Origin of the sequence: Streptomyces sp. NPDC007907 (assembly GCF_042959365.1) — a bacterium.
GTDB lineage: Bacteria > Actinomycetota > Actinomycetes > Streptomycetales > Streptomycetaceae > Streptomyces > Streptomyces indiaensis.
This window is the reverse complement of sequence record NZ_JBIBKR010000002.1, coordinates 1,004,534-1,017,504: the sequence shown is the minus strand read 5'-3', so window position 1 is coordinate 1,017,504 and position 12,971 is coordinate 1,004,534. Positions and strand designations below refer to the sequence as shown.

At 67.9% G+C, this 12,971-nt stretch carries 10 protein-coding genes; 7 read left to right on the top strand and 3 right to left on the bottom strand.

All coding sequences use genetic code 11. The features are described 5' to 3' along the window. Positions 1 to 2: 2 nt before the first annotated feature. A complete protein-coding gene (locus ACFZDI_RS10805) occupies positions 3 to 722 on the top strand; it encodes a WYL domain-containing protein (protein ID WP_391249329.1) in 720 nt (239 codons plus the stop codon). A gap of 331 nt (positions 723 to 1,053) precedes the next feature. Here the strand turns inward: ACFZDI_RS10805 and ACFZDI_RS10800 are convergent, their stop codons facing one another. Then, positions 1,054 to 2,835 (bottom strand): GAF domain-containing protein, encoded by a 1,782-nt coding sequence (locus ACFZDI_RS10800; protein ID WP_391249327.1) that lies wholly within the window; start codon positions 2,833 to 2,835, stop codon positions 1,054 to 1,056. A 180-nt stretch (positions 2,836 to 3,015) separates the two neighbouring features. Between ACFZDI_RS10800 and ACFZDI_RS10795 the strand changes: the two genes are divergently transcribed. From ACFZDI_RS10795 to ACFZDI_RS10770, 6 genes are all read left to right on the top strand, one after another. Next, positions 3,016 to 4,041, top strand: a complete 1,026-nt coding sequence (locus tag ACFZDI_RS10795) for an alcohol dehydrogenase catalytic domain-containing protein (RefSeq protein WP_391249325.1) — start codon at positions 3,016 to 3,018, stop codon at positions 4,039 to 4,041. Between the two features lie 18 nt (positions 4,042 to 4,059). Continuing rightward, a complete protein-coding gene (locus ACFZDI_RS10790; RefSeq protein ID WP_391249323.1) occupies positions 4,060 to 5,661 on the top strand; it encodes an extracellular solute-binding protein in 1,602 nt (533 codons plus the stop codon). 81 nt (positions 5,662 to 5,742) lie between these two features. After that, entirely contained in the window at positions 5,743 to 6,621 is an 879-nt protein-coding gene (locus ACFZDI_RS10785) for an ABC transporter permease subunit (RefSeq protein WP_391249321.1), read from the top strand. Further along, a complete protein-coding gene (locus tag ACFZDI_RS10780) occupies positions 6,618 to 7,463 on the top strand; it encodes a carbohydrate ABC transporter permease (protein ID WP_234847170.1) in 846 nt (281 codons plus the stop codon). Before ACFZDI_RS10785 ends, ACFZDI_RS10780 begins: the two co-directional genes overlap by 4 nt. Next, complete coding sequence (locus ACFZDI_RS10775) at positions 7,460 to 8,548, top strand: ATP-binding cassette domain-containing protein (RefSeq protein ID WP_391249318.1); 1,089 nt, start codon at positions 7,460 to 7,462, stop codon at positions 8,546 to 8,548. The genes ACFZDI_RS10780 and ACFZDI_RS10775 overlap by 4 nt, the downstream gene beginning before the upstream one ends. A gap of 1 nt (position 8,549) precedes the next feature. Then, positions 8,550 to 9,638 carry an ABC transporter ATP-binding protein gene (locus tag ACFZDI_RS10770; RefSeq protein WP_234847172.1) on the top strand — a complete coding sequence of 363 codons (1,089 nt, stop codon included), beginning with the start codon at positions 8,550 to 8,552 and terminating at the stop codon, positions 9,636 to 9,638. 244 nt (positions 9,639 to 9,882) lie between these two features. Here the strand turns inward: ACFZDI_RS10770 and ACFZDI_RS10765 are convergent, their stop codons facing one another. Both ACFZDI_RS10765 and ACFZDI_RS10760 read right to left on the bottom strand, forming a co-directional pair. Beyond that, on the bottom strand, positions 9,883 to 10,224 hold the full coding sequence (locus tag ACFZDI_RS10765; protein ID WP_391249315.1) for a peptidoglycan-binding protein: 342 nt from the start codon (positions 10,222 to 10,224) through the stop codon (positions 9,883 to 9,885). Positions 10,225 to 11,317: 1,093 nt separating this feature from the next. Beyond that, positions 11,318 to 12,862, bottom strand: a complete 1,545-nt coding sequence (locus ACFZDI_RS10760; RefSeq protein ID WP_391249313.1) for a GMC family oxidoreductase N-terminal domain-containing protein — start codon at positions 12,860 to 12,862, stop codon at positions 11,318 to 11,320. Positions 12,863 to 12,971: the final 109 nt, after the last annotated feature.

The following is a 12,971-nucleotide window of genomic DNA, read 5'->3' as shown; positions in this document are numbered from 1 at the left end:
GCATGAACCGTACTGCCCGGCTGTACGCGCTGGTGGAGGACTTGCGTGCGGCGGCGCCGCGGCCGCTGACGGTCGCGGCGCTCGCCACGCGGTTCGAGGTCAGCACACGCACAGTACAGCGTGACCTGCACACCCTGATGGAGACCGGTGTCCCGGTCCGTTCCATACCCGGGCGAGGCGGCGGCTGGTCGATCGACCCGGAGATGACCCTGCCCCCGATCCACTTCACCGCCGACGAAGCCTCGGCACTGACCGCCGCGCTCGCCGCGGCAGACGCCTCCACCCCCTACGCCAGCGCGGCCCGCACGGCGGCCCAGAAGATCGCGGCCTCGATGACGGGCCCCGCCTCCGCAGCGGCACAAGAACTCGCCGCACGAATCGTGGCCCTGCCGACACGCAGCAACTTCGATGTCCGTACCGCGGTGGAGCAGGCCCTCGCCAACGACATGGCGCTCCAGCTGTCCTACACCGACGCGGCAGGACACGAAAGCAACCGTGTCGTGGAACCGGCCGGACTGCTCACCGCCAACGGCCGCTGGTACCTCGTCGCCTGGTGTCGCACACGCCGGGCCGGCCGGGGCTTCCGGCTGGACCGGATCACGGCAGCCGCTCCGACCGGTGAACCCGCCCAGCCCCATGACCTGACCGAACTACTACTCACCTCGGCCGCCGCCAATGCGGTGCGGCCCACCGCACTCGCCTCGCTCGCACCCCGGCCATGAGAAGCCGAAGGCACCGACCCGGCGAGCCTCCCGGATACAGCACTAGGCGGAGTCTGCTTGAGCGACAACGCCCGGCCGCATGGCCGCAGCACACACGGCGTCGAAGCGCCGCCCCCTCCCCCGCACAGACCTGCCAACAAAGCGCAAATGCCGCTCAATGCAGGTGAGCAACCCCGACTCCTGATCAAGTAGCAGCCGCGCGCTCGGCGGCGTCCAGACACTGCCGAGGCGGCGAGGTGCGGTGCGAACGGATCGTGGGGGCCCTCGCTGAGCACTGTCATCCGCTTTTCCACCCCGGACACCGCCCCTATCGGACCGTGCGGAACGACCGTCACGTGAGGCTGGACGGGACAATGCCGTAGCGGCGCATCTTGCGGTACATGGTGGCGCGCGAGATCCCGAGATCCTGCGCTGTTCGCTGGACGTTGAGGTTGCGCTCCATCAGCCCACGCAGAATGGCGTCGCGTTCCAGCGCCTCGATGGTGGTGAGGACCTTGTTCGACGATACCCGGCACTCCGGTGGCAGGTCGTCCGCGTTGATCGTCCGGCCCGTGGGTCGCCGCGCCAGGCCCCGGATCACGGACTCGAGCTGGCGTACGTTCTCCGGCCAGGGGCATCTCTGCAGCGTGGTCAGCGCGTCCGGGGAGAATCTGCCCTCACCGCTCGGCCGGTACTTGCGCAGGAAGAACCGCGCCAGGAGCTCGGCGTCCCCGTAGCGGTGACGCAGGGCAGGCACCTCCACCGAGGCGCCGCAGAGCTGGTCGAACTCGTCGTCGGCGCCGACCATCGACGGCTGACTGGTGATGACCAGTTGCGCGGTCGCGCTGCCGCGCAGCCGCGTCAGCAGGTTCGTCAGCCGCCGCAGCTGGTCGCCCAGCAGATGGGCATCGCTCAGGAGGAGCACGTGGGACGGCACGACGAGCAGCTCCGAGATATCGTCCAGCCAGTGCTCGGTGGCGGCAGGTGCATCCGACAGCGGCGCTTCCCGCATCTCCAGCCGGCGTCCGGCGCCGTGGGCCCGGTGCAGGGCTTCGACCAGCGTCCTCTTGCCGACGCCGGCTTCACCCAGGAGATGAAGCCATGTTCCGGCTATGAATGCCGTTTCACTGTCGGCGACCGCGCGCAGCCAGTGCGGGGACGAGCCCACCAGCCCCAGCTCGGAGCGGGCGGGCGTGGCGGAGACCGCCGGTGTGGGCTGGGCCCGTCCGATCAGCCGGACTCGGAAGACGGCGCCGGCGTCGCTGTCCTCGCGCTGGCAGGGACTGACCCTGAGTTCGGCGACCCGTCCCGAGGGCAGGGGAATGCTGCGGGTCCCCTCCAGCCGGTGATGCGCGGCGATCTCACGGGCGTGGTCGAGCAGCGCGTACTGATCGGGCCCGGTCACGGCGGCGCTGAGCTGCTCGTTCATCATGACGACATCGCGGTTCAGTGCCAGCACGGGTCCGGGGCGTGCCGAGGAGCAGGCCTCCATGTAGGCCTGGAAGAGGGCCCGTTCGCGCCGGGAGGTGATCACCGCTATCTCAGCCTCGATCTGGGCGGCAACGGAGCGTGCGAAGGCCATCAGCATGCCGTCGGAGCCCTGATGGATGGTGGTGAGGTTGAACGCTCCCAGCAGAGTGCGCCGAGTGGGATGCAGGATCGGTACGGCTGCGCAGCGGAACTCCCGCAGCTCCTCGACGTAGTGCTGCCTTCCGGCGATCAGGACCGGGCGACCGCTGGCGAGCGCGGTTCCGATGCCGTTGGTGCCCACGTAGCGCTCGGAGAACACATGGCCCGGGGCCAGACGCACGCGGTTGAGGTGGGTTGTCAGGCCCTGGTGTGACACCTTCCGGGACAGCACGACGCCGCTGCGGTCCGTGATCATCGTCGACACCGGGTCGTCGGCGAGCTGCTTGTGCAGCGTCTCCACGATGGGCAGCGCCGCCCTGGCCAGGGGGCTGTCCAGGTTGGGGTTGTCCAGGTAGGGAGCGTCCAGGCTGCCGGACTTCACCTGGTACTCGATCGAGCGTTGCCATGAGGCGACCACGAGCGGCCGGGCGCTCGGATCATTGGTGACTTCCTGATAGAGCTCTCTGGCTGCTCTCAGTGAGGTCCCGGGTTGGTGTCGGGGCATTTAACACTCCCGTGCGGCGCGCGTCACATTCCTCGGTGCAGTGATTGGACCAGCTCGGCGGCGGCGCGCCTACGACGTGTATCACATTGAGACATCCGCGGACGGATTCTGAGACATCGACCTGCGAGCGGCGGCCTGTGTAATCGGCACCACCCACCCGCCGATTCGCAGGGAGCCGCCATGAAAGCCGTGCAGGTCATCGAGTACGACGAGCCGCCCGTGCTCGTGGACGTGCCGGACCCGCAGATCACCGGCCCACTGGATGTGATCGTGAAGATCGGGGGCGCCGGGGTCTGCCGGACCGATCTGCACATCCTCGAAGGGCAGTGGAAGGAGAAGAGCGGGGTCGCCCTTCCGTACACGATCGGTCACGAGAACGCCGGCTGGGTCGCCCAGGTCGGGGAGGCCGTCACCAACGTCCAGGTGGGTGACCCGGTCATCGTGCACCCGCTGGTGACCTGCGGGTTGTGCCGGGCCTGCCGGGACGGTGACGACGTGCACTGCACGAACTCTGCCTTCCCCGGCATCGACGCCGACGGGGGCTACGCCGAGTACCTGAAGACGAGCGCCCGCTCGGTGGTGCCCCTCGACCCGTCCCTGGAGCCGGCCTCGGTGGCAGCCCTGGCCGACGCCGGGCTCACGGCGTACCACGCCGTAGCCAAGGCGGCCCGGGCTCTGTGGCCCGGTGACAAGGCCGTGGTCATCGGCGCCGGCGGACTCGGGCACATAGGGATCCAGGTGCTGAGGGCCCTGTCGCCGGTCGAGATGATCGTCATCGACCGCAGCCCCGAGGCCCTGGCGCTGGCCAAGGAGCTCGGTGCCGACCACACGCTCCTCGCGGACGGCAGCGAGGCCGACCGCGTACGGGAGCTCACCTCGGGGCACGGCGCGGAGGCGGTCCTGGACTTCGTCGGTGAAGGGGGCGCCGTCGAGACGGGCGTGGCCTGCCTGCGCCGCAACGGCAACTACTACGTCATCGGCTACGGCGGCCACCTCCATGTGCCGACCATCGACGTCATCTCCACGGAGATCAACTTCATCGGCAATCTCGTCGGCTCCTACAACGACCTCTCCGAGCTGATGGTGCTGGCGGCCCGCGGCAAGGTCACCCTGCACACCCAGCGCTACCCCCTCGCCTCCTTCCGACAGGCCCTCGACGACCTGGACGCCGGCGCCGTGCGCGGCCGAGCGATCTTGATCCCGTGACACCGCAGGAGAACCCCGATGCGCAGTAGACCGTACACACGTGTGGTCGCCGTCGCGGCCGTAGCGGCCCTGACCGCCACCGCGTGCACCACACAGAGCGAGGCACAGCACAAGCCCAAGAAGAAGGCCGCGCTGTTCAAGCCCGGCTCGGAGATCAGCTACAAGAAGTACGGCAGGAACTACCCGGCGACGAAGGTCAAGGACGGGCCCGGCTCCTGCAGCTACGAGTCGATCAGCCGCAAGGACTACTCCGGGCAGACTCTGAAGATCATCAGCCATGCCGTCCCGGTCATCGGTGAGCCGACGCAGCTGCACGCCAAGCAGTTCGAGGAGATCACCGGCGGGAAGGTCGAGGTGGTCAACGTCCCCTTCGGTGAGCTGCACCAGAAGATTCTCACGCCCCTCCAGGCAGGCCAGCCGGCGTATGACGTCATGTTCTACCCATCCCTGTGGATCGGCGACATGGCCCCGTACCTGGCACCGGTGCCGGAGGAGTACCTGAACACCCCCGGCATGCGGGACGTCACCCAGTCCTACATGGACGTGGCGACCTGGGACGGGAAGGTCGTGCAGTATCCGGTGGACGGTGACCGGCACTACCTCAAGGTCCGCAGCGATGTGCTGAAGGACCCCAAGTGGCAGGCCGAATACAAGAAGGCCACGGGCAAGGACCTGAAGGTCCCCACGACGTGGGCCGAATACCAGGAGACGGCTGAGTTCTTCAGCGGCAAGGACTTCGACGGCGACGGCAAGAGGAACTACGGCAGCGCCGAGGTCACCAAGCGCGATGACCTGACCTTCTCCGCGTTCATCAGCCGTGCGGCGCCGTACGTGAAGAACCCTAAGGTCAAGGGCGGTGTCTTCTTCGATGCCAAGACCATGAAGCCGCTGATCAACACACCGGGCTTCGTCCGCGCTCTGCAGGACATGGTCGAGGCGAAGTCCACCTGGGCACCCGGCGGCGCCAACTTCGGCCTGGGAGACGAGATCTTCTCCTTCGGAGGCGGCCAGACGCTGATGTCCTACTCCTGGGACGACGCCTTCATCCAGGCCCAGCAGCCGGACAGCAAGATCCGCAACACCGTCGAGGCGGCGCCACTGCCGGGCTCCACGGAGGTCTACAACCGCACCACGAGGTCGTGGGACAAGGAGGCGAACCAGGCTGCCTACTTCACCTGGGGTTGGACCTCCGCGGTGGCCAAGGCGTCCAGCCACCAGGAGATGGCCTTCGACTACCTGTGCTTCTTCAGCAACGAGGCCAACACCGCGCTCGATCTGACCATCGGACGTTTCGGCGTCAACCCCTACCGCATCTCCCACTTCGACCCGGCGTTCTGGGAGAAGCAGGGCTGGGACAAGGACGTCGCCAAGGCGTACGTGAAGACGCTCTCCGGCATGGAAGAGAACCCCAACCGCGTCTTCGACCTGCGTGTCCCCGGTGTCAACCAGTACATGTCCGCGCTGGCCAACGGCGTCGCCGCGGCGCTGGCGGGCCAGCAGCCCCCGCAGCGGGCGCTGGACGGCGTGGCCGACGAATGGGCCAAGATCACCGACCAGATCGGCAAGGACAAGGTCCGCAGCGCCTATCGCAACGTCGTCGCGCTCGAGGACAAGTCCTGATCCGAGCGCAGGGCCCCCGGGTGGCCGGACCTCACCGGCCGGCCACCCGGCGGCTCCCGCCCCCCTTCCGCGAGGAGAACCATGGACGGCCTGCGCCGGCACAAGAGCACGTTCCTGCTGCCGGGACTGCTCACGCTCTTTCTGATCATCATTTTCCCGCTTCTGTTCACCATCCGCGTCAGCTTCTCCGGCTGGAACGTCAGCAACCCTCAGATGGACTTCATCGGAGGCGCCAACTACACCGCGGTGCTGCACGACAGCCGCTTCTGGGCCTCCATCACCCGGCTGGTCCTGCTGGCGGGTGGCACGGTTCTGATCCAGTACGTCATCGGGTTCGGTATGGCCCTGCTGGTCTGGCGCGAGGCACGCGGCCGCAGGTTCTGGCGGGTGCTCTTCCTCGTCCCCATGATGACCACGCCCGTGGTGATGGCCGCCATCTGGCAGACGATCTTCCATGAGTCGCTGGGGCCGGTGAACGACCTGCTGGAGATGCTGGGCCTGACGGGCATCCCCTGGCTCACCGAGTCCGGACCGGCCCTGGCCGCGCTCATGACCGTCGAGATCTGGCAGTGGACCCCCTTCATGTTCCTGTTGCTGCTGGCCGGCTTGCTCAGCCTGCCCAAGGAACCGTTCATGGCCGCCGCGATCGACGGCGCCGGCACCTGGCGCACGTTCTGGAAGGTCACCTTCCCTTTGATGGCACCGGTGTCGGTCGCCGCGGTCGTCATCCGGCTGATCGAGGCGTCCAAGCTCTCCGACAGCGTCTACGTCCTGACGTCCGGCGGGCCGGGCTCCTCCACGGAGACCCCCGGTTATTACCTCTACATCCAGGGGCTCCGCGACCAGCAGACCGGCTACGGCGGGGCGATGTCGCTGACCTATCTCGTCCTGATGATCGTCACGCTCACGGTCGTCGCCGCCCTGCTCACCAGGGCCTTCAAGCTGAAGGGAGACTCATGAGGTCGCGCCTGTATCCCGTGTTCAAGTACACCGTGATCGCCCTGTGGGCCTGCTTCGTCGCGGGACCGTTCTTCTGGGCGATGACGACCAGCTTCAAGAACGCCAACGCTGTTCAGGGCGGTCCCACCTACATCCCCTGGGCGCAGTACGAGCCCACGCTCACCGGCTGGCGCAACATCTTCGGTGGAGCGGGGGGCGTCGATGTGGTCGGTCCCTTCGTCAACAGTGCCATCGTCACGGTCGCCGCGTCGGCCATCAGCCTGGCACTGGGTTCGCTGGCCGCCTACGCGCTGTCCCGGTACCGGTTCAGGCTGGGCTTCATCAAGAACAGCGACATCGTCTTCTTCTTCGTCTCCCAGCGGATCATGCCGCCCGTCGTCCTGGTGATCCCCTTCTTCTACCTCCTGCAGTGGGGCGGCCTCCTGGACACCATCCCGGGCCTGGTCATCGTGACGGTGGCGCTCCTGCTGCCGATCGCCGTCTGGGTGATGGTGGACTTCTTCAACGGCATCCCCCGCGAGATCGACGAGATGGCGATGCTGGACGGCTGCCCGCCGTTCCAGACCTTCGTACGGGCGATCCTGCCGAACTCCCTGCCCGGGTTGACCGTCGCGGCGATGTTCTGCGCCGTGTTCGGCTGGAACGACTTCTTCTTCGCCTTCCGACTGACCTTCACCGAGGTTCAGACCCTGCCCCAGGCGGTCGTCGCCCTCAACTCCTCCATCCCGCCGTGGTGGACGCTGTCCGCCGCCGCGCTCTTCGGCGTGGCACCGCTGATCCTGCTCGCCCTCTGGGTGGAGCGCCTGCTGTCCAAGGGAAACCTGTCGGGAGCGGTCCGATGAACCTCAACGCCACTGATCTGTGCCTGACCGTCGACGGCGTCGACCACCTCAGGAACGTGACCGCCACCTTCCGGCCGGGACGGCTCCACACCGTCATCGGCCGGACGATGGCCGGGAAGACGACGCTGCTGCGGGCCCTGGCCGGCCTGCAGAACGTGGACTCCGGCTCACTGACGCGCGCCGGAGAGGACTTCCTGAGGACGCCGGTGTGGCGGCGCGACACCGCCATGGTCTACCAGCAGTTCATCAACTACCCCCATCTCACGGTGTTCGACAACGTGGCCTTCCCGCTGAAGCGGGCCGGGCTGTCGCGGGACGAGATCCGGCACCGGGTCCAGCAGAGTCTGGCGAGCGTGGGGCTCACGGACTTCGAGAAGCGCAAGCCCTCCCAGCTCTCAGGCGGTCAGCAGCAGCGCGTCGCGATCGCTCGCGCCCTGGCCCGCCGCACCAGCATCCTCCTGCTCGACGAGCCCCTGGCGAACCTGGACTACAAGTTGCGCGAACAACTGCGCGACGAGTTCAAGGCCCTCTTCTCGGACCAGGGCGACACGATCGTCATCTACACGACCACCGAACCTGCCGAGGCGATGATGCTCGGGGACGTGGTCCTCGTCATGCACGAGGGGCGGATCCTCCAGACCGGCACCCCACAGGAGGTCTTCGAACGCCCGGCGACCACCACCGTGGCGTCCATCGTCAACGACCCCCCCATGAACGTGTTCGCAGGCCGGCTCAAGGGCGGCCAGGTCACGGTGGCCGGTTTCCAGGCCGCGCACGTCTCCGCACACCTGGCCGAACTATCCGACGGAGCCTACCAATTCGGCCTGCGTGCCACCGATATCAGCCTGGCCTCCAGCGGAGTCGAGGGCGAGGTCACCTACGTGGAGATCTCCGGCTCGGAGACCTTCGTCCATGTGGTCGTCGGCGAGACCCCCTTCGTCGTGCAGCTCGAGGGCATCCACGACGTCGACCTCGGCGACCTCGTGAAACTCCGGCTCCGCCCCGACCGGCTGTTCGCCTTCGACGAGCGGGGTGCGCTCGTACGGACACCCTCACACGATCTCGTCTCAGTGGAAGGCCGTTGATATGGCGCAGTTGGACATCGTCGACGTCGGGCACGCGTACGCGCCTGGTGCCGAGGAGGAGCGGTGGGCTCTCAAGCCGCTGAACCTGACCTTCGAGTCCGGCAAGACCTATGCACTGGTCGGACCCTCGGGCTGCGGCAAGACGACGCTGCTGAACATCCTGTCCGGACTGGTCAGACCGTCCCGGGGACGGGTGCGGTTCGACGGCGTCGACGTCACCGCCCTGCCCACCAAGGCGCGCAACATCGCCCAGGTCTTCCAGTTCCCCGTCATCTACAAGTCGATGACGGTCTACGACAACTTGGCTTTCCCGCTGCAGTGCCGGCGCTGGGACAAGGCGAGGATCGACGCCAAGGTGCAGCAGGTCGCCGAAGCCCTGGACCTGCACGACCGGCTCAGGCAACCCGCGCGCCGGCTCACCGCCGACGACAAGCAGCTGATCTCACTCGGCCGCGGCCTGGTCCGCGACGACGTGGCGGCCGTCCTGATGGACGAGCCGCTCACCGTGATCGATCCGCAGCTGAAGCACTCGCTGCGACGCAAGATCAGGGAGATCACCGAGCAGTTCCGGCCCACGGTGATCTATGTGACGCACGACCAGTACGAGGCGATGAGCTTCGCGCAGGAACTGCTCGTCATGAAGGACGGCCGCGCGGTGCAGCAAGGCACCCCTGAACAGCTGTTCGAGGCACCCTCCTCTACCTACGTCGGCTATTTCATCGGCTCACCGGCGATGAACTTCCTGACCGTGGACCACGGTGACGGTCCCTTCGCGCTGGGCGGCCGACCGCTGTCCGCGGCCTGGGATGTCCCGGCGAGCACGCTGAAGGCCGGTGAGGTCCAGGTCGGGGTCCGGCCCGAGCACGTCAGGATCGTCACGGATCCCGGCCCCAACACCTTCCCCGGGCGTCTGAAGGGCGTCAGCGACCACGGCGCGCAGCGCGTGCTCGAGGTGGAGATCGCCGGACAGCCCGTCAGGGCCAAGACGCCGCGGGATCAGGGAGTTCCGGTCGGCGAGGAGGTCTTGGTGCACCTGCCGCGCGCCAAGGTCCTTCCCTACGCGGACGGAGAGTTGGTACTCCGGTCCTGACGTCGTTCCGATGCATGAACGGCGGGTGAAGGTGAAGGCGGCGACGACCTGGTCGACGGGCAGCAGCGCACGGTTCCGCACCTGGCCGGGGACCAAGTACCTCGCGTCCTCCCCGCCGACGCGGGGGCATTCCGTCGGATGGATCGCCATGCCGCACAGGCCGTGGTCTCCGCGCCGATGCGCCACTGCTCCACCTCCAACAGCCCGTGCAGTCGTCGCAGCATCTGGCATGTGGCTGGGGCGGCTATTTCGTCCGCAGCATGAGGGCGTGTCGAGTGTTGTCCCCGTAGACGCCGGTCTCGTCTCCGTTGATGCCGTATGCGTTCTGGAATCGGGCCACTGCCTGACGGACCTCCGTGTCGTAACGGCCGTTGATGGCGCCGCCGTCATAGACGTGAGGGATCTGGAGCAGACGTACCTGCAACTCGTAAACACCGTGGCCAGCGTCGCCTGGGCGCAGCAGCCCGGTGCCCGGGATCTCGGGAAGCGAGGCGTTGCCGGGAGCCGGCCGGTTCGGTTGCCCGGTCGGTGAGGACGGGGCTGCAGGTGCTGGATTCTCAGGCAATGGCCGGTCGGGCTGCTCCATGGACGCAGGCGGTGCCGCCGGTGCGGAGTCGCCGTTGCTGAGCAGCGAAGAGGCAAGGACCAATCCGCTCACGGCGCCCAGGCCGAAGACTCCGGCGAGCCGGCTGTGTCGCCGGTCGGTGAAGCGGCGATGTCGTTGGCTCCCCCTGGGCTCAGGCGGGGGAGCCGGTTCTGGGCGCAGCGGCGTCTGGGAGGGCGGGGCGACGAAGCGGTTCGGCTGCGCGGCCTGCGATGGGTAGGGGCAGTCCTCAGTTGAGTCGGTCCATCGGCGCGCACGATCCTGCAGAGCGGCTGTTGGCGGCGGGAAAGCTGCCGGCGGTTCGGCCTGCGCCGGGCCCCCGCCGCGCGCAGTGGGTGGCTGTCCGGCCTCCCGGGGTGCGACCGCCCCGGGGGGCGTGACCGCCTCCTGCCGCACACCGCGTGACCACAGCGGCTCGACCACGGCGTTCCTGGCGGCCGGCCGGTACCGAGCGGGTTGAGGCGGGTCGGCAGACGGTGGGAGGCCTTCCGGACGGACCGGAACCAGCTCGGGCCGGGATCCCAGGCCCTGCGTACCCGGCTGCGGTGGCGGCAGGGACGGGACGGGATGGGTGGGGCCGCCGCATCCGGCTGTTGCGCTGGGGTGGTCCAAGGGTGGTAACGGGCTTCCTTGCCCTTGGTGCTCCTCCGTCGCGTAGAGATCGGCGCGAGCGGCATCCAGGGCGTTCAGAACTGCCTGAAACGAATCTTGGATCTCTTGCGCGGGCTCGCGCCCCCAGTTGAGGGCCCGTGGCGGTTCGGCCTCGTCGAATCCCATCGGTAGTCCTCCTCGACCAACCAGGTCCGGGGTGGGGCGCCACCACGGCCCGCGTAGCGCTCCGTGGAACGCGTGCCGGCCACTCCAGTGATCTGCTGGACTGGCCGGTCAGCGCGGGAGATCGGGTCGATGTCGTCTGTTGATGAGCCGGACCGCAGAAGTGTCCCTACGGTCTCCTTGTCAACCGATACGCACTCGGCATGGCGTTTTCTCAATCCCTGCCACACCTACCGCTCAACGCGCCTTGTCCGGGCGGTCGGGCGGGCCCAACGGAGTCCTGCCCTGCCCTGTCTGGAGATCAAAGACCGCGGATCATGTCCGCGCCCTTCTCCGCGATCATGACCGTCGGGGCGTTGGTGTTGCCCCGCACCACGGTGGGCATCACCGAGGCGTCCACCACCCGCAGGCCGCTCACGCCGTGCACCCTGAGCCGGGAGTCCACGACGGGACCGATGGAGCAACTGCTCGCCGGGTGGTACAGCGTCTGCAACTCGCGCCGGGCGAAGTCGAGCAGGCCGGCGTCGTCCGTGGAGCGCGGCACGCGGAAGTCGGCACGACGGTGCTTGGCCAGGCTGGGCTGAGCGGCGATGTCGAGCAACATCCGCAGTGCCCGGATCATCGTGTCGCGATCCTCCTCGGTGGTCAGGTAGTTGTGCAAAACGCGCGGTTTGGCGCTGGGCAGGGCCGACCGCAGGGAGACCTTGCCCCGGCTCGTGGGGGCGAGGAGGACCGCGCCGAACATGAAAGCGTGGTCGGTCACGGGGCTGATGCCCTCCTCGTGGAACATCACCGGGGTGGCGTGCACCTGAATGTCGGGAGCGTCCAGTCCCTCACGGGTGCGGTGAAATCCGCCGGCCTCGCCGACGTTCGAGGTGAGGGGACCGCGCCCCTCGGTCTCCAGCAGGCGGACGTTCTCCGGTGTCTCGGCGGTGAACAACGACTCGGTCTCGGTGAGATAGCACAGACCGACATGCGGATGGTCCTGCAGGTTCTCCCCCACCGGAAGGTCGACGCGGGGCGTGATGCCGTAGGAAGCGAGTTCGCTGCCCGGGCCGATGCCGGAGAGCATGAGCAGCTGCGGCGAGTTGTAGGCGCCGGCCGACAGCACGACCTCCCGTTCGGCACGGAGGCGCAGCAGTTCGCCGTCTCGTTCCACCTCGACACCGGTCGCACAGTCGCCGTCCAGGAGTACGCGGGTGCACAGGACGCCGGTCAGCACCTCGAGATTGGGCCGGGACAGGGCCGGCCGCAGATAGACCTCGGCCGTGCTGCAGCGCAGACCGCCTCGCTGGGTGAGGTGGTAATAGCCGACGCCGTCCTGCTCTGGGCCGTTGAAGTCGCTCGTGTAGTGGTAGCCCGCCTCCTGTGCTGCCGTGACATAGGCGTCCGCCAACGGATGCCGGGAACGGCCCTCGCTGACCGTGAGAGGCCCGCCGGTGGAGTGCCAGGGCGACGGAGCGCCCTCGAAGTCTTCGGCGCGAAGGAAGTAAGGCAGCACATCCTGCCAGCTCCACCCGTCGGCGTCGCCGGCCGCCCAGGCGTCGTAGTCACGTCGGTTGCCCCGTATGTAGATCATCGCGTTCATCGACGAGCAGCCGCCGAGCATCCGGCCGCGGGGCAGATAACGACGGCGGCCGTCCAGTCCCGGTTCGCACTCGGTGAGGTAACTCCAGTCGTACTTGGTCTGGAAGAGCTTGCTGAACGCTGCCGGGATGCGGATTTGAGGGGCGTCGTCCACGGGCCCCGCCTCGATGAGCAGAACGCGCGTGGTCTCGTCCTCGCTGAGCCGGCGCGCCAACACGCACCCCGCCGATCCGGCACCCACGATGATGTAGTCGTACACCTGTCCCCCTCGCCCGACACGGCTATTCGACCCCTTCACCTAAGCCGCATCCGAGGGCGGATCACACCGCGCTACCGGCCAATTGCCCGAGCCGGTTCGCCTCCGGCCG

Coding starts and splice junctions, on each gene's coding strand:
- ACFZDI_RS10805 (WP_391249329.1), top strand. CDS start 3: ATGAACCGTACTGCCCGGCTGTACGCGCTGGTGGAGGACTTGCGTGCG.
- ACFZDI_RS10800 (WP_391249327.1), bottom strand. CDS start 2,835: ATGCCCCGACACCAACCCGGGACCTCACTGAGAGCAGCCAGAGAGCTC.
- ACFZDI_RS10795 (WP_391249325.1), top strand. CDS start 3,016: ATGAAAGCCGTGCAGGTCATCGAGTACGACGAGCCGCCCGTGCTCGTG.
- ACFZDI_RS10790 (WP_391249323.1), top strand. CDS start 4,060: ATGCGCAGTAGACCGTACACACGTGTGGTCGCCGTCGCGGCCGTAGCG.
- ACFZDI_RS10785 (WP_391249321.1), top strand. CDS start 5,743: ATGGACGGCCTGCGCCGGCACAAGAGCACGTTCCTGCTGCCGGGACTG.
- ACFZDI_RS10780 (WP_234847170.1), top strand. CDS start 6,618: ATGAGGTCGCGCCTGTATCCCGTGTTCAAGTACACCGTGATCGCCCTG.
- ACFZDI_RS10775 (WP_391249318.1), top strand. CDS start 7,460: ATGAACCTCAACGCCACTGATCTGTGCCTGACCGTCGACGGCGTCGAC.
- ACFZDI_RS10770 (WP_234847172.1), top strand. CDS start 8,550: ATGGCGCAGTTGGACATCGTCGACGTCGGGCACGCGTACGCGCCTGGT.
- ACFZDI_RS10765 (WP_391249315.1), bottom strand. CDS start 10,224: ATGGAGCAGCCCGACCGGCCATTGCCTGAGAATCCAGCACCTGCAGCC.